This window comes from Streptomyces roseoverticillatus (assembly GCF_000719265.1).
Lineage (GTDB): Bacteria > Actinomycetota > Actinomycetes > Streptomycetales > Streptomycetaceae > Streptomyces > Streptomyces roseoverticillatus.
Genome location: NZ_JOFL01000007.1, coordinates 199956 through 216906, shown reverse-complemented (window position 1 = coordinate 216906; position 16951 = coordinate 199956). Strand labels below are relative to the sequence as shown.

The 16951-nt window shown below is 74.7% G+C and carries 13 protein-coding genes; 10 read left to right on the top strand and 3 right to left on the bottom strand.

Annotation, left to right across the window (positions count from 1 at the left end; genetic code table 11):
- Positions 1–427: 427 nt before the first annotated feature.
- From IF61_RS0110765 to IF61_RS0110755, 3 genes are all read right to left on the bottom strand, one after another.
- Positions 428–1756 (bottom strand): MFS transporter, encoded by a 1329-nt coding sequence (locus IF61_RS0110765; RefSeq protein ID WP_043188599.1) that lies wholly within the window; start codon positions 1754–1756, stop codon positions 428–430.
- A complete protein-coding gene (locus IF61_RS0110760) occupies positions 1753–2346 on the bottom strand; it encodes an SRPBCC family protein (RefSeq protein WP_078660117.1) in 594 nt (197 codons plus the stop codon). The genes IF61_RS0110765 and IF61_RS0110760 overlap by 4 nt, the downstream gene beginning before the upstream one ends.
- 147 nt (positions 2347–2493) lie before the next feature.
- Complete coding sequence (locus tag IF61_RS0110755; protein ID WP_030366076.1) at positions 2494–3468, bottom strand: NADPH:quinone reductase; 975 nt, start codon at positions 3466–3468, stop codon at positions 2494–2496.
- Between the two features lie 233 nt (positions 3469–3701).
- On the opposite strand from IF61_RS0110755, the gene IF61_RS0110750 reads away from it, so the two are divergent.
- The 10 genes from IF61_RS0110750 to IF61_RS0110705 all read left to right on the top strand — a co-directional run bounded on the left by IF61_RS0110750 (position 3702) and on the right by IF61_RS0110705 (position 16945).
- On the top strand, positions 3702–5714 hold the full coding sequence (locus IF61_RS0110750; RefSeq protein WP_030366075.1) for an FAD/NAD(P)-binding protein: 2013 nt from the start codon (positions 3702–3704) through the stop codon (positions 5712–5714).
- 178 nt (positions 5715–5892) lie between these two features.
- The gene (locus IF61_RS0110745) at positions 5893–7374 is read left to right on the top strand and encodes a nitrosuccinate lyase (protein WP_030366074.1); all 1482 of its coding nucleotides are present in this window, start codon (positions 5893–5895) and stop codon (positions 7372–7374) included.
- 220 nt (positions 7375–7594) lie between these two features.
- Positions 7595–9259, top strand: a complete 1665-nt coding sequence (locus IF61_RS33340; RefSeq protein ID WP_245684476.1) for an ATP-binding protein — start codon at positions 7595–7597, stop codon at positions 9257–9259.
- Positions 9260–9288: 29 nt separating this feature from the next.
- Complete coding sequence (locus IF61_RS0110735; protein WP_228774399.1) at positions 9289–9687, top strand: roadblock/LC7 domain-containing protein; 399 nt, start codon at positions 9289–9291, stop codon at positions 9685–9687.
- Positions 9684–10046, top strand: coding sequence for a DUF742 domain-containing protein (locus IF61_RS0110730; protein ID WP_030366071.1), 363 nt, complete (start codon positions 9684–9686; stop codon positions 10044–10046). The genes IF61_RS0110735 and IF61_RS0110730 overlap by 4 nt, the downstream gene beginning before the upstream one ends.
- A complete protein-coding gene (locus IF61_RS0110725) occupies positions 10024–10665 on the top strand; it encodes a GTP-binding protein (protein WP_030366070.1) in 642 nt (213 codons plus the stop codon). The genes IF61_RS0110730 and IF61_RS0110725 overlap by 23 nt, the downstream gene beginning before the upstream one ends.
- Before the next feature lie 98 nt (positions 10666–10763).
- On the top strand, positions 10764–12230 hold the full coding sequence (locus tag IF61_RS0110720; RefSeq protein WP_043188666.1) for a cytochrome P450: 1467 nt from the start codon (positions 10764–10766) through the stop codon (positions 12228–12230).
- Positions 12227–13354, top strand: coding sequence for a cytochrome P450 family protein (locus IF61_RS0110715; protein WP_245684475.1), 1128 nt, complete (start codon positions 12227–12229; stop codon positions 13352–13354). The genes IF61_RS0110720 and IF61_RS0110715 overlap by 4 nt, the downstream gene beginning before the upstream one ends.
- A 105-nt stretch (positions 13355–13459) precedes the next feature.
- A complete protein-coding gene (locus tag IF61_RS0110710; protein ID WP_030366067.1) occupies positions 13460–15511 on the top strand; it encodes an APC family permease in 2052 nt (683 codons plus the stop codon).
- A gap of 105 nt (positions 15512–15616) precedes the next feature.
- Positions 15617–16945 (top strand): class I SAM-dependent RNA methyltransferase, encoded by a 1329-nt coding sequence (locus tag IF61_RS0110705; protein ID WP_030366066.1) that lies wholly within the window; start codon positions 15617–15619, stop codon positions 16943–16945.
- Positions 16946–16951 lie beyond the last annotated feature (6 nt).

Sequence of the window (16951 nt, the reverse complement as noted above, 5' to 3'; positions counted from 1 at the left end):
CCCTTCCGCCGCGGCGGTGCTCAGCCGCGACGCCGTAGTCCGGCGGTGCCGTACCGGCCCAGGTGCGCGGGGCACCGCTGGTCTCCGCCGCGGTGGTTGCTCGCCGTGGCGGCGGATTCAAGGCAGCGGGGCTTCCTTGACCTTCGTGAGGCAGGCCGCCCGAGTTGCTTCCGCCGCAGCGGCGCGCAACCTGCCTGCCCTCCTCTGCCGCAGGCAGAGAAATCCCGCCGCCACGGCGACCAGCCCCCGCGGTGCGCCTCGGCGGTGCCGAATCCGCCCAAGGCTCGCACGGCGCCGCCGGGACGGGCCATGGGTGCCTCGCACCCATGAATCCGCCGCGGCGGCGCGCAACCACGACGGTGGAGACCGGCGGTGCCGGGCCGGCGCGAGTGCGTGGGCACCGACCGCCTCCGCCGTGGTGCCGCGCTCACCTCAGCCCGTACGGGGTGAGCGCCCGCGACCCCCCGCGGACGTACGCCGCCCAAGTGGCGAACGCACACGCGCCGTAGAAGGCGAGGAGCCCGCAGAGCGCGGGCAGCGGGCCCGTCACGGCGGCGCCCAGCGCGGCGGCGGCCCCGCTGAGGCCCGCAACCCGCGCGACCCCCGCGGAGCGGCCCCGTGCCGTGGCGAAGGCCGTCGCCGCGTCCCGTCCGGCCAGGATGGACGCGCCCGCCCGCGCGGCGAACACCGCCGGGACGAGCACACCGACGGCGCCCGCGCCGAGTCCCGCCAGGACGACCACCGCCGTGAACGCGGCGGCGCACACCCCCACCGCACCCCGCGCCGCCGCCGCGGCCAGGACCGCCATCCCCGCCGCCATGCCCACGAGGCTCACGAGTGTGACCCGCGCCCCGCCCCACCGCCCGGCGAGGAGCCCGCCGCAGGGCCGGGCGGCCGTGCCCAGCAGCGTGGCGAGCAACGCACACACAAGAGCGGTCGGTACGGAGGAGCCGAAGCCGCCCCGCAGCACCAGTCCGAAGGCGAGCCCGTACCCCGTGAACGACCCGGCCGTGGCCAGGGACAGCAGCGAAAGCCCCCACACGTGCGGGTCCCGGGAAGCCCCGCGCGGCCCACGGACCGCCGCGCCCCGCGCCGCCGGCAGGTTGTCCATCCGCAGCGCCGCGCCGCCCGCGGCCAGCGCCACCAACGGCACGTGCACGGCAGCGATCCACACGAACGAAGTCCCCCCGGCCGTGACGGCAGCCACCACTCCGGCCGTCTGGACGACGGCCGCACCGAGACCGGCCCCGGCCGTCGCGACGGCAACGGCCCGGTCCTGCGCGCGCCGCGGAAAGAACGCGGCCGCCCCGGTCGACGCGGCCGCGGCGACATCCCCCGCCCCGGCGGTCGCGGCGACGGCCACCAGCAGCCACAGCGGCGCGCCGGGCTGCTGCAGCACGTACACCGCGGCGAGCACGGGCAGGGCCAGCGCGGCCGTGGTGACGACCGTACGGTCGCGGCCGCCCAGCCGGCCCAGCGCCCGCTCCGCGACCGGCCGCAGCACGGCCCCCGCGACGAGCGGCGTGACGAGCAGCAGGGACGTCCCGCCCGGGCCGGGCGCGGGCCCGTCGCCGGCCGGCAGGAACAGCACCAGGACGGCCCACATGCTGCGGACGGACGTCCCCACGTGCCCGCCGAGCGCCGCCAGCAGCAGGTTCCGGCGGGCGACGTGCCGGCCGCCCCGCTCCCAGAAGCCGGGGTCCTCCGCGTCCCACCGCTCGGCCTTCGGCCGTAACGGCGCGGCCGGGTTCGTCATCCCAGCCCGCCCCGCTCGGCGGCCCCGGGCCCTGGTCCCCGCCCGGCCCCGCGCTCGATCACGCGCTTGATGCGCGACAGCGACGCGGCCACGTCGTCGGCGAGCTTCTCGTTCCACGCGGCGGTGAACCGCCGCCGCCCGTCCTCACCCAGCTGAGCGAAGATCTTCGCGAGCCCTTCCGTGGGCCGTCCGAGCCGGTAGTGGTGGACGAGCAGGCAGCCTTCGGCGGTGGCTTCGAGCTCGTACGTCCACGTGCTGTCCTGCCGCCGGCCGGCACTGTCGCGCACCACCCACTGGAACAGGCGCCATGGCTCGGCGGCCACGACCTCCGACTCGGTGGTCCAGGGGCCGCGGACGACCGGCGCCCAGGGCACGACGTCCGCCCCGCGGTAGTTCTCGCCGCGGAAGACGGCGCCGACCGTGCGCGGCGTGCCGGACACCCAGCGCCCGCCGGTGCACTCGCGGCTCCACTCGCCGCTGCGGGTGAGGTCGCTGACCGTGTCGTAGACGGTGTCCGGCGCGGCGGCGATCAGAACGCGGGCTTGCACCCGGAGGATCGCGGGGGTGCCGGTGGTCGCTGGGGGAGTCATACGGTCAAGGGTGCGCAGCGGGGGAGGGCCCCGGCAACGGGCCCGGCGACGATGCGTCAGATCCACGGATCCGGCGGGTGGGGTCTGGGTCAGGACGGCGGGTCCGGGTCCGGGTACGGGTACGGGCCCGTACCCGCCGTCCCGGCCTCAGACCCTCAGGACCACCCGCCGCCCCCGCAGCTCCCCCTGCTCCATGCGCCGGTGCACCTCGGCGGCGTCGGCGAGCGGCAGTTCCTCGACGGACCGCGGCCGGAGCCGCCCCGCGCCGAGCAGCTGCCCCACGGCGCCGGCCGCCTGCGCGAGCTCGGCCACGGTCGCGCGGGAGATCACGAAGCCGACGAGGGCCCCGTCCTTCTGGTACAGCTGCCCCACCGGCAGGACGGGCCGCGCGGTGGTTCCCGCGAACACCACGATCCGGCCGCGCCGGGCGAGCAGCGGCACGGCGACCTCCAGATCGTGCCGGCCGTGGGTCGCGACGTGGACGTCGACGCCGCGGGGCGCGGCGTCCGCGAGCTGCCCTGCGAGGCCGGGGGCCGCGTAGTCGAGGACCTCGGCGGCGCCGAGGGAGCGCACGTACTCCGCGTCGTGCGCCGCGGCCGTGGCCACGACCCGGGCGCCGGCCCACACGGCCATCGTCACGAGGGCGCTGCCCACGTTCCCGGCGGCGCCGGCGACGAGCACGGTCTCGCCGGGCCGCAGCCGGCCGTGGGTGAACAGCGCCAGGTACGCCGTGGCGGCGGGGTGGGCGACGGCCACGGCGTCCTCCGCGCGCACTCCGGCGGGCAGCGGGTAGAGCCGGTCGGCGGGGACGACGGCCCGTTCGGCGGCGGGGCCCTGGCGCCCGCCGTGCCCGAGGCTGTTGCACCACACCGGGTCGCCGGGCGCGAACCCGGGCGCACCGGGCCCGGCCTCGGCGACCGTGCCGACCATGTCCCGGCCGATCACGAAGGGGAAGGGCAGCGGGGTCCGGTAGCTCCCGGAGCGGATGAGCGTGTCGACGGGGTTGACGGCCGTGGCGGCGACGTCGACGAGGACGTCGGTGGGCCCCGGGCGCGGCGCGGGGAGCCCGCCGACCACGATCTCCTCCGGCGGGCCGAACCGTTCGATGTAGGCGGCGCGCATGTCACCCGTGTCACCCATGCCACCCACTGTGGCACGGCCGGGCGGCGGGGCCGCGAAAGCGCCACTGACGGTATGTCACCTCCGTCCCGGGGGACCTGACGGACCCGGCGGCCGCGCGTTGACCCGGCCCTTCCGGAACGGCGAGATGGAGACCGGACGGTGAGTCGGAGACCGGACGGTGAGACGGCAAGGCGTACGGAGCGGAAGTCCCCTCAGAACGGAGGAGCAGACGCATGAACAGCAGTCGTACAGAGGTCGGCATCGTCGGCGTCGGCCCGCGGGGGCTGTCCGTGCTGGAGCGGCTGTGCGCCAACGAGCGCGCCGAGCCCTCGCACTCCGCGGTGACCGTGCACGTCGTCGACCCGTCCGCCCCGGGCGCGGGTACCGTGTGGCGCGCCGAACAGTCGCCCCACCTGCTGATGAACACCGTGGCCTCGCAGATCACCGTGTACACGGACGACAGCGCCCGGATCGAGGGCCCGGTCGAGCCGGGGCCCAGCCTGTACGAGTGGGCGCGGGGCGTCGCGGGCCTTCCGGACGGCAGCGGCGACAGCAAGGGCAGCGGTACGGATCACGACGACGCCACCCTCGCGGAGGCGCGGGCGCTCGGCCCCGACGACTACCCCACCCGCGCCTTCTACGGCCGCTACCTCCACGACAGCTTCCGGCGCATCGCCGCCCGCGCCCCCGCGCACATGACCATCGAGGTGCACCGCTCGCGCGCGGTGGCCATGGCCGACACCGAGGGCATCACCGGCGGGCCGCAGGGCATCCGCCTGGAGGACGGCACGCGCCTCAACCAGCTCGACGCGATCGTCATGGCGCTCGGCCACGTGCCCGCGCAGCTGTCCGCCCGGGAGGCCCGTACGGCGTCGCTGGCCCGCATCCACCACCTCGACTACGTCACGCCCGTCAACCCCGCCGACCTCGACCTCGGGCACATCGCGCCCGGCGCGCCGGTGCTGCTGCGCGGGCTCGGGCTGAACTTCTTCGACTACATGGCGCTGTTCACCGCCGGGCGCGGCGGCGAGTTCGCCCGCGACGGGGACCGCACCGTCTACCGGCCCTCCGGCGCGGAGCCCCGGCTGTACGCCTTCTCCCGGCGCGGCGTGCCCTACCACGCACGCGGCGAGAACGAGAAGGGCGCGCACGGCCGCTACCTGCCCCGGCTGCTCACCGCCGGCTACATCGCGGGCCTGCGCGAGCGCGCCGCCCGCGGCGGGCCCGTGCGCTTCGGCACCGACCTGTGGCCCCTGATCGCCGGCGAAGTGGAGAGCGTCTACTACGGCACGCTGCTGGAGCGGCTGGGCCGGGCGGGGGAGCGGGAGGAGTTCACCGGGCGGTTCCTGGCCCTGGAGAAGGACGACGACCGCGCGGACCTCCTCGACGCGTTCCGCATCGCCCCCGCCGACCGCTGGGACTGGCAGCGGCTCGCCAGGCCGTACGTCGACCGCGCGTTCGCCGGCCGCGCCGAGTTCCGTGCCTGGCTCCTGGACTACCTGCGCGCGGACGTCCGGGCCGCGCGCGCCGGCAACGTCAGCGGGCCCCTGAAGGCCGCCCTCGACGTCCTGCGCGACCTGCGCAACGAGATACGGCTCGCCGTCGACCACGGCGGCCTGGAGGGCGACTCCCACCGCGACGACCTCGAAGGCTGGTACACCCCCCTCAACGCCTTCCTCTCCATCGGCCCGCCCGCCTCCCGCATCGAGGAGATGACCGCCCTCATCGAGGCGGGGGTCCTGGAGGTCACCGGGCCCGGCACCGTCGTCCGCCTGGACGTCGCCGGCCCCGGCGGGCCCTCGTTCGTCGCCGACTGCCGCGCCGTGCCGGGGCCGCCCGTCCGGTCCCGCGTGCTCATCGAGGCCCGGCTGCCCGAGCCGGACCTGCGGCGCACCGCCGACCCCCTGCTGCGGCACCTCCTGAACACCGATCAGGTCACCACGTACCGCATCCCGACGGCCACGGGCGCCGGCTACGAGACGGGCGGACTGGCCGTCACCGAGCGCCCGTACCACGTCGTCGACGGCCGCGGCCGCCCCCACCCGCGCCGCTTCGCCTACGGGGTGCCCACGGAGTCCGTCCACTGGGTCACGGCGGCGGGCATCCGCCCGGGCGTGGACTCGGTGACCCTGGCCGACGCGGACGCGATAGCCCGCGCAGTCCTGTCCCTCCCCCCGGTAGCCCACGTCCCCCCGTCGCTCCGCCCGACGACTCCGGACTCGGACGAACAGGGCGTGATCGTATGACCATGGCGGAGCCCGGCGGTGCCACGTAGCGAGGCCGGTTGGGCACCGCCGGAGACCGTCGTTGTGGCTGATCGCCGTAGCGGCGGTGGGGTGGCGGGCGCCGGCAGCCCGACGTAGCGAGGCCGGTTGGGCACCGCCGGAGACCGTCGTTGTGGCTGATCGCCGTAGCGGCGGTGGGGTGGCGGGCGCCGGCAGCCCGTCCGGGGCCGCCGCGCCGGGCCCGCAGGCACCCCCCGCCCCGGCCGGCAAGGCCCCCGTCGCCGACGTCGGGCTGCTGTCCCCCGTTCGGGTCGGCGCCCCCGCCGAAGCGGCCACCGGCGACACCGCCTGGCTGCAGGCCATGCTCGATGCCGAGGCCGCGCTCGCCCGGGCGCAGGCCCGGCTCGGGGCCGTGCCCGCCGGGGCCGCGGAAGCCATCACCCGCGCCGCCCGCGCGGACCGGTTCGACGTACGAGCGCTCGCGCTGGCCGCGCGGCAGACCGCGAACCCCGTCGTCGGCCTCGTGCAGGCGCTCACAGAGCTCGTCGCGGCGGAGGACCCGCAGGCCGCCGAGTACGTGCACCGCGGCTCCACCAGCCAGGACATCCTCGACACGGGCACCATGCTGGTCGCGGACCGCACGCTGCGCACGGTCCGCGCGGACCTGACCCGTACCGCCGAGGCGCTGGCCGTGCTCGCGGCCCGTCACCGGGACACCCTCATGGCGGGCCGCACGCTCACCCTGCACGCCGTACCGACGACCTTCGGGCTGAAGGCGGCAGGCTGGCGGCAGCTCACCCTCGACGCGGAGCAGCGGCTCGGACACGTGCACGCCAGCCTGCCGGTCTCGCTCGGCGGCGCGGCCGGCACGCTCGCCGGCTACCTGGAGTACGCACGGCTCGCGGGAGTCCGGGGCACGCAGGACGGCAGCTACGCGGCGCGGCTCGCCGACGCCTTCGCCGCCGAGACCGGGCTGAAACGCCCGCCCCTGCCCTGGCACGCCCTGCGCACCCCGGTGGCCGATCTGGCCGCCGCCCTCGCGTTCACCGCCGGCGCCCTCGGCAAGATCGCGGCGGACGTGCAGTCGCTGGCCCGCACGGAGGCCGGCGAGGTCGCCGAGCCGGGCGGCGGCCGCGCGGGCCGCGGCGCCTCCTCGGCCATGCCGCACAAGCGCAACCCCGTCCTCGCCACCCTGATCCGCAGCGCGGCGCTGCAGGTGCCGGTCCTGGCGGCCGGCCTGACGCAGTGTCTGGCGGCGGAGGACGAGCGCTCGGCCGGCGCGTGGCACGCGGAGTGGCAGCTGCTGCGCGAATGCCTGCGCCTGGCCGGCGGCGCGGCCCGTACCGCCGTCGAGCTCGCGGAGGGCCTGGAGGTGCGGCCGGACCGGATGCGCGAGAACCTCCGCCTGACGGGGGCCCAGGTCGTCTCGGAGCGGCTCGCGGCCGTCCTGGCGCCCCGTATCGGCCGGTCGGCGGCCAAGCGGCTGCTCACCGCGGCGTCGGCCGAAGCGGCCGCGAATGGCCGGGAACTGCACCTGATCCTCGCCGAGCAGCCGCTACTGGACGGTCGCTTCACAGCCGCCGAGCTGGCCGCCCTCTGCGACCCCGCCGACTACACCGGCGCCGCGGGCCCGCTGGTCGACCGCGCCCTCCCGCCGGCCGACCGCGCACTGTGGTCCTGACAACACTTCACCCGCACTGCCTGCACCCGCCTTCCGCCTTCCGTACCCTCGTCCGAGGCCCTGCGGAAGGCGGATGCGTGTTCGGTCATCCGCAGGCGAAGATCGGCCACCCGGCTACGGCCGTGGTTAGGATGATCCGCGTATTCCGCTTCTGGACGGGACGTCAGGGACAACGGCCTCGTCCAGCCGTCCGCATGCCCCCTGCGTCCACGAGGAATTGATGTCACATCACATACCGGACGCAGTGACCTGGTGTCTGGCCGCCGCGCTGATCGCCGTCGCGGTCCTGCTGGTGCGCCAGCGCGGCATCGCCGCGGCCCTGCGGCTGCGCGCCGCGACGCTGGAGGAGGGCCAGCGGGCGCGCGACACCGAGCTCGGCCACCTGACGGCCGTCCGGCTCCCCGCCGTGACGGCCTCCATGAACCAGCCCGTGCCCCTGCCCGGCCTGCTCGACGAGCAGCTCGCCGGCACCGTCTTCGCGCACGGCCTGCAGTCCGTGATGGACACCTTCACCCAGGCCGTCGACAAGGCGCAGGCCCGCGCCGACCAGTCCGCGAAGGCCGCCCTCAAGGCCTCCATGCGCGCGCTCCAGGGACTCGCCCACGAGCAGCAGCTGGCCATCTCCGACATGCAGGACCGGCACGACAATCCCGACGTGCTACGCGACCTGCTGCAGATCGACCACGCCAACTCCCAGTTCGGCCGCCGCGCCCAGGCCATCGCCGTCCTGTGCGGCTCCTGGCCCGGCCGGCAGCGCGCCGCCTCGCCCCTGACCGATGTCGTACGGGGCGCCACCTCCCGCATCCGCGACTACCGGCGCGTCCAGGTCCACAGCCAGGCCGACCTCGCCGTCGTCAGCCGCGCCGTGGAGCCGGTCGTGCTCGCCGTCGCCGAGCTCCTCGACAACGCCGCGCGCCACTCCCAGCCCAACACCACCGTCGAGGTCGGCCTGCAGCCCGTGCACAACGGCGCCTGCATCGTCATCGACGACGCGGGCGTCGGCATGGACGGCCAGGAGATCCAGCGGGCCGGCGCCCTGCTCACCGGCCGCGCCACCGTCGACGTCTCCCGCCTCGGCGACCCGCCCCAGTTCGGCTTCCCCGTCATCGGCGTGCTCGCCGCGCGCTACGGGTTCAGCGTCTCGGTCGACACGCGCTCGCCGTACGGCGGCGTCCGGGCCGTGCTGTTTCTCCCCAGCACCCTGCTCACCCAGATCGACATCGACGGGCCCGACACCACGCCGCTGCGGCCCCAGGCCGAGCAGGGGCACGGGCGCGGGCACGGGCGCGGGCGCGAGCAAGGCCACAGGCGTGAACACGGACGCGGGCAGGGACGCGGGCACGAGGCGGACCGCCCGGCGGCGACGCACCCCCCGGCCCAGGCACCGGTCCCGGACTTCCCGGACTTTCCCGACGCACGGAACTTCCCGGCCGCCCCGGATTTCCCGGCCGCTCCGGACTCCCCGGCCGCATCCGGCTTCCCCGCGACGCAGGCCGGCCACGCCGCGCCCTCCGGCAGCCACGCCGCGCCCTCCGACACCCCCGGAACCGCCGGTCCCGTCCCCGGCTCCGTCGGCTCCACCGCGGGCGGCCTGCCCAAGCGCCGCCGCCGGCAGCCCGCCGCCGGCGGCAGCCACCGGGGCCGGCCCGCACCCCTGCCCGCGGAGACGCCCGCCCCGGGCACCGGCGGCACCGGCGCCGGCGAGCGCACCGCCGAGGAGACCGCCCGCCGCATGGGCGCCTTCGCCCGCGGCACCCGAGCGGGCCGCACCCCCGCCGCCGGCACGCCCATCGGCCCCCTGCAGGGGACACCGGCGCACGAGGCGCCCCCCGGAGCACCCGGCACCCCCGCCCCCGTAGACGACGAAGGGAACCCCCCCGCGTGAACGACCACCTCAACAACGAACTCGGCTGGATGCTGGACGAGGTCGTCAAGATGCCCGAAGCCCGGCACGCGATCCTCCTGTCCTCCGACGGCATGCTCCGCGCCCGCTCCCAGGGCATCGAGCGCGACGAGGCCGAGCGCCAGGCCGCGGCCCTCTCCGGCCTGCAGTCCATCAGCCGCTCCACCTCCGAGTTCTGCAACCAGGGCCAGCAGGAGAACCCCTGGCGGCAGACGCTCGTGGAGTTCGCCCACGGCTACGTCTTCCTCATCGCGGCCGGCCCGGGCGCGTACCTCGCGGTGTCCGCGACCGAGCACGTCGACATGGAAGCGGTCACGTACCGCATGCAGAAGCTCGTCGACCGGCTCGGCAAGGAGCTGACCAGCCCGCCCCGCGCGGGCACCTGGCAGGGCTCGGGCGCCCCGGCATGACCCCGCCGGCGCCGAGGCACGAGAGAGGGTTAGTGCGCCCGTACGTCGTCACCGACGGCCGCGCCCACCCGACCCGCAACACCTTCGACCTGGTCACCCTGGTCCTGGCCCAGTACGACCGGCCGCTCACCGGGCTCAGCCCCGAGAAGCGCCGGCTCATGGAACTCTGCCTCGGCGGCCCCCTGTCGGTCGCCGAGATCGCCGGGCACCTGATGCTGCCCGTGAGCGTCACCAAGGTGCTGCTCGGCGACCTGGTCGACAGCGGCCACCTCATCACCCGGGCCCCCATCCCCTCGGCACAACTCCCCGAGGCCCAGATCCTGCAGGAGGTGCTGGATGGACTTCGCGCTCGCCTCTGAGCCCGCAGGTCCCGTCGAGCCCGTTCCCGGCGCCGGCGGCGAGCAGCTGTACCTGCGGCGCACCGTGAGCACCGCGGCCAAGCTCCTCGTCGTCGGCCACTTCGCCGTCGGCAAGACCACGTTCGTCGGCTCGCTGTCGGAGATCCGGCCGCTGCGCACCGAGGAGACCATGACCCAGGCCGGGGCGGGGGTCGACGACCTCGCCGGCATCGAGGGCAAGACCACCACCACGGTCGCCATGGACTTCGGCCGCCTCACCCTCAGCGACAGCCTGGTGCTCTACCTCTTCGGCGCCCCCGGCCAGCAGCGCTTCACCCGCCTCTGGCAGGACATGACGCAGGGCGCGCTCGGCGCGCTCGTCCTCGCCGACACCCGCCGCCTGGAGCAGTCCTTCGACGTCATGGGCCTGCTGGAGGAGCTCGGCCTGCCCTACGGGGTGGCCGTCAACCACTTCGACGGCGCGCCCGTGCACCCGGAGGCGGAGATCCGCGAGGCGCTCGACCTGCTCCCCGAGACCCCCCTGGTCACCTGCGACGCCCGCGACCGGGTCTCGTCGACCCGTGCGCTCATCGCCCTCGTCGAGTACCTGCAGCGGCGCACCGTACGGGAGCACGCGTGAACCACCCCCGCCCCGAAGCCGGCGCCGTGCCCCCGCCCGGCTGCCCGGCGCACCAGGAGCACGCCGCCGGGGCCTGGGCCCCCGGGCCCCCCACCCCCATGTACGGGCCCGACTTCGCCGCCGACCCGCACGCCGTCTACGCCCGGCTGCGCACCCTGGGCCCGGCCGCCCCCGTGGAACTGGCCCCCGGCGCCCACGCGACCCTCGTCACCGACTACCGGGCCGCGCTCGAAGTGCTCCGCACCCCCGAGATCTTCGGCAAGGACGCCCGCCGCTGGCGCGCCCTCGCCGACGGCCGCGTCGCCCCGGACAACCCCGTCGTGCCGATGATGGCCTACCGCCCCAACTGCCTCTTCTCCGACGGAGAGGCCCACACGCGGCTGCGCCAGGCCGTCACCGACTCCCTCGCGCGCATCGACCCCAACGCCCTGCGCGGCTACGTCGAGCGCAGCGCCGACACCCTCATCGACCGCTTCGCGGGCCTCGGCGAGGCCGATCTGCTCGGCGCGTACGCCAAGGTGCTGCCGCTGCTGGTCTTCCAGCAGCTCTTCGGCTGCCCGCCGGAGCTCGGCGACCGCCTCGTGGAGGGCTTCTCCGGCATCTTCGACGGCGTCGACGCCGAGCGCGCCGACGCCCTCATCACCAGCAGCCTCGTCGAACTCGTCGCCCTCAAGCGCGAGCAGCCCGGCGCCGACATGACCTCCTGGCTGATGGCCCACCACGCCCGCCTGAGCGACGAGGAGCTGATCCACCAGCACGTCGTCCTCATCGGCGCCGGCACCGAGCCCCAGCAGAACCTCATCGCCAACGCCCTGCGGCTGCTGCTCTCCGACGACCGCTTCGCGGGCGACCTCGCGGGCGGCAGCATGCCGGTCGAGGACGCCCTGGACGAGGTGCTCTGGCTCGACCCGCCGATGGCCAACTACGGCGTCCACTATCCCGTGCAGGACGTCGACTTCGGCGGCGTGCCGCTGGCCGCGGGCGAGCCCGTCGTCGTCAGCTTCGCCGCCGCCAACACCGACCCCGCGCTGCTCACCACCCGGCGCACCGGCAACCGCGCCCACCTCGCCTGGAGCGCCGGCCCCCACCACTGCCCGGCCAAGGACGCGGCCCGCCTGATCGCCGCCGTCGCCGTCGAGAAGCTCCTCGACCGGCTGCCGGACCTCGAACTCGCCGTCCCGGCCGACCGCCTCGTCTGGCGGCCCGGCCCGTTCCACCGCGCCCTGACGGCGCTGCCCGTACGCTTCCCCCCGGCCCCGCCGGCCGGTCCGCGGCCCGCGCCCGTGCACGACCTCTCGGCCGTGCGCCGCCCCGGGCCCGGCCCCGTACCGCCGTACGAGCAGCCCCAGTCCGCCCCGTCCCCGCAGCAGGCCGACCTCCCTGGAGACAGCCGATGGAACGCAAGCCCAGCACGGACCGCCGGCCCGGCGCCGTCCCGGTTCAGCCCGCCCCCCTCCGGATCGACGCCACCGGCAGCGACATCCACGGGGAGGCCGCCCGGGTCCGGGCCCGCGGCGCGGCGACGCCCGTGGAGCTTCCTGGCGGAGTGGTGGCGTGGGCAGTGACCACACAGCCGCTGCTGAAGGAGCTCCTGACCGACCCGCGCGTCTCGAAGGACCCCAACCAGCACTGGCCGGCCTGGATCAACGGTGACATCTCGCCCGACTGGCCCCTGTTCACCTGGGTGGCGGTGCAGAACATGTTCACCGCCTACGGCACCGACCACAAGCGGCTGCGCTCCCTCGTCGCCAAGGCCTTCACCGCCCGCCGCACCGCCGCCCTGCGCCCCCGCATCGAGGCGCTGACCGCGGACCTCCTCGACGGCTTGGCCGCGACCGCCCCCGGCGAGACCGTCGACCTGCGCGAGCGCTACGCGTACCCGATCCCCATCCAGGTCATCTGCGAGCTGTTCGGCGTGACCGACCCGGACCTCCGCGAGGGCCTGCGGGACTGCGTCGACAGCATCTTCCACACCTCCGCCGACCCCGCCGAGGTCACCGCCACGTACGCCCGGACCTACGAGCTGCTCGGCGCCCTCGTCGCCGCCAAGCGCACCGCACCCGGCGACGACATGACCAGCGTGCTGATCTCCGCCCGCGAGGAGGACGGCTCCCGCCTCAGCGAGCAGGAGCTCCTCGACACCCTGCTGCTGGTGATCAGCGCCGGGCACGAGACCACCGTCAACCTCCTCGACAACGCCGTCCACGCCCTCCTCACCCACCCGGACCAGCTCGCCCTGGTCCGCTCGGGCGCGGCGAGCTGGGACGACGTGATCGAGGAGACGCTGCGCCACCGTTCCCCCGTCGCGAGCCTCCCGCTGCGCTACGCCACCGAGGACATCGAGATCGGCGGAGAGGCCGTCGGAGAGGCCGGGGGAGGCATCACCCTGCGCAAGGGCGACGCGATCCTCGCCGCGTACGCCGCCGCCGGCCGCGACCCGGAGCTGCACGGCGCGGACCCGGACCGCTTCGACGTCACCCGGGCGGTCAAGGACCACCTCGCCTTCGGGCACGGCGTCCACTTCTGCCTCGGCGCGCCCCTCGCCCGGCTGGAGGCGGCCATCGCCCTGCCCGCCCTCTTCGACCGCTTCCCGCGGATGCGGCTCGCGGCCGGGGAGGAGGAGCTGCAGCCGGTCGAGTCGTTCATCTCGAACGGACACCGGGCGCTGCCGGCCCTGCTGCACGGCTGAACCGCCGCGGAGTACGCCGGACCGGGGATGAGGCGTGGGCCACATTCCCGCTCCGGCGGGTGGCGGGTGGGCGACCGTACGGGTGAGCGCTTACGATCCTCTGTTGTGTCCAAACTGACCGACCTGCCGAAACGGATCCTCATCGGCCGGGCGCTGCACAGCAGCAAGCTGGGAGAAACCCTTCTCCCCAAGCGCATCGCCCTGCCCGTCTTCGCCTCCGACCCGCTCTCCTCCGTGGCGTACGCGCCGGGCGAAGTGCTCCTCGTGCTCTCCGCGGCAGGCGTGTCGGCCTACCACTTCAGCCCATGGATCGCCGTCGCCGTCGTCGTGCTGATGTTCACGGTGGTCGCCTCGTACCGCCAGAACGTCCACGCCTACCCCAGTGGCGGCGGCGACTACGAGGTCGCCAACGTCAACCTCGGCCCGAAGGCCGGCCTGACCGTCGCGAGCGCCCTGCTCGTCGACTACGTCCTGACCGTCGCGGTCTCCATCGCCTCCGGCATCGAGAACCTCGGCTCCGCCATCCCGTTCGTCATCGAGCACAAGACGGCCTGCGCCATCGGCGTGATCGTGCTGCTCACCCTGATGAACCTGCGCGGCGTCAAGGAGTCCGGCAAGCTCTTCGCGATCCCCACGTACGTCTTCGTGGGCGGCGTCTTCGTCATGATCGCCTGGGGTGCCGCCCGCGGCCTCTTCATGGGCGAGACCATGAAGGCCCCCACCGCCGACTACACCATCCATGCCGAGCACCAGGGCCTCGCGGGCTTCGCCCTCGTCTTCCTGCTGCTGCGCGCCTTCTCCTCCGGCTGCGCCGCCCTCACCGGCGTCGAGGCCATCAGCAACGGCGTGCCGGCCTTCCGCAAGCCGAAGAGCAAGAACGCCGCCACGACGCTGGCCCTGATGGGCGGCCTGGCCGTGACGATGTTCTGCGGCATCATCGGCCTGGCCATGGCGACCAACGTCCGGATGGCCGAGAACCCGGCCACCGACCTGCTCAAGAACGGCTCGCCGGTGGGCGAGGGCTACACCCAGAACCCGGTGATCTCCCAGGTCGCCGAGGCGGTCTTCGGCAGCGGCTCGTTCTTCTTCGTCGTGCTCGCCGCCGCCACCGCCCTGGTCCTCTTCCTCGCGGCCAACACCGCGTACAACGGCTTCCCGCTGCTCGGCTCGATCCTCGCCCAGGACCGCTACCTGCCGCGCCAGCTGCACACGCGCGGCGACCGCCTGGCGTTCTCGAACGGCATCGTGCTGCTGGCGGGCGCCGCGGCCGTCCTCACCTACATCTACGGCGCGGACTCGACGAAGCTGATCCAGCTCTACATCGTCGGCGTCTTCGTCTCCTTCACCCTCAGCCAGACCGGCATGGTCCGGCACTGGAACCGCCACCTGCGGACGGAGACCGACCCGGCCAAGCGCCGCCACATGATCCGCTCCCGCGCGATCAACACCTTCGGCGCCTTCCTCACCGGCCTGGTCCTGGTCGTCGTCCTGCTGACGAAGTTCACCCACGGCGCGTGGGTCGCCCTGCTCGGCATGGTGATCTTCTACGCGACGATGACGGCGATCCGGAAGCACTACGACCGGGTGGCCGAGGAGATCGCCGCCGACGAGGGCCCGGGCGACGAGACCGTCCGCCCGTCCCGCGTCCACTCGATCGTCCTCGTCTCCAAGATCCACAAGCCGACGCTGCGGGCCGTCGCCTACGCCAAGCTCATGCGCTCCGACACCCTCGAAGCGCTCAGCATCAGCGTCGACGCGGCCGAGACCAAGCTGCTGCGCGACGAGTGGCAGCGCCGCGGCCTCGACGTCCCGCTGAAGATCCTCGACTCGCCGTACCGCGAGATCACCCGGCCGGTCATCGACTACGTCAAGAGCCTCCGCAAGGAGAGCCCGCGCGACGTCGTCAGCGTCTACATCCCCGAGTACGTGGTCGGCCACTGGTACGAGCACCTGCTGCACAACCAGAGCGCGCTGCGCCTGAAGGGCCGCCTGCTCTTCACGCCGGGCGTCATGGTCACCTCGGTGCCGTGGCAGCTCGACTCGTCGGAGGCGGCGAAGCTGCGTGCGCGCAAGCGGGCGGAGTGGAACGCGCCGGGGTCGGTGCGCCGCGGCCCGGTGTCGCAGCCGAAGAAGGAAAAGGCGAGCACGAAGAAGTAGGAGACGCAGCCGCAACTGCGAATTCGCAGGTGGGGGTGGGGCGGCCGTAGACTGGACGGCTGTCCCACCCCCACCTTTTGTTTCGCTGACTCTGGAGCCGACCGAATGCAGATCGAACCGCAGGAATCGCTGGTCGGCGAGGAGTACGAGGTCGAGGTGGGCCCGGTGGCGCACGGCGGCCACTGCGTAGCCCGTACGGAGTCGGGCCGCGTCCTCTTCGTCCGCCACGCCCTGCCGGGCGAACGGGTGATCGTGCGGGTGACGGAGGGCGAGGAGACGTCCCGCTTCCTCCGCGCGGACGCGGTGCAGATCCTGGAATCGTCGAAGGACCGCGTGCCGGCCCCCTGCCCCTTCTCGGGTCCGGGCAAGTGCGGTGGCTGCGACTGGCAGCACGCCAAGCCGGGCGCCCAGCGTCGCCTGAAGGGCGAGGTCATCGCCGAGCAGCTCCAGCGCCTCGCGGGCCTCACCCCCGAGGAGGCCGGCTGGGACGGCACCGTGATGCCGGCCGAGGGCGACAAGCTCCCCGCGGGCCAGGTCCCCGCCTGGCGCACCCGCGTCCAGTACGCGGTCGACGCCGAGGGCCACGCGGGCCTGCGCAAGCACCGCTCGCACGAGGTCCAGGTGATCGACCACTGCATGATCGCCGCCCCGGGCGTCAGCGAGCTCGGCATCGAGAAGCGCGAGTGGCCGCAGATGGCAACGGTTGAGGCGATCGCAGCATCGGGCTCCGCGGACCGCCAGGTCATCCTCACCCCGAAGCCGGGCGGCCGCCTCCCGATCGTGGAGCTGGACAAGCCGGTCTCGGTGATGCGAGTGGGCGAAAAGGACAAGCAGGTCCACCGCGTCCACGGCCGCCCCTTCGTCCGCGAGCGCGCCGACGAGCGCACCTACCGCGTCGGCGAGGGCGGCTTCTGGCAGGTCCACCCGCAGGCCGCCGACACCCTGGTCAAGGCCGTCATGCAGGGCCTCATGCCCCGCAAGGGCGACATGGCCCTCGACCTCTACTGCGGCGTCGGCCTCTTCGCCGGCGCCCTCGGCGAGCGCATCGGCGAGAAGGGCGCGGTCCTCGGCATCGAATCCGGCAAGCGCGCCGTCGAGGACGCCCGCCACAACCTCCAGGACCTCGACCGCGTCCGCATCGAACAGGGCAAGGTCGAGCAGGTCCTCCCGCGCACGGGCATCAAGGAGGCCGACATCATCGTCCTCGACCCGCCCCGCGCCGGCGCCGGCAAGCAGACGGTCCGCCAGCTGGCGTCGCTGGGCGCTCGCCGCATCGCCTACGTGGCCTGCGACCCGGCGGCCCTGGCCCGCGACCTGAAGTACTTCGCGGAGGAGGGCTACGCACCGGCGACGCTGCGGGCGTTCGATCTCTTCCCGATGACGCACCACGTGGAGTGCGTGGCGATCCTCAAGCCCACGGGAAACCGCGTCTGACGGGTC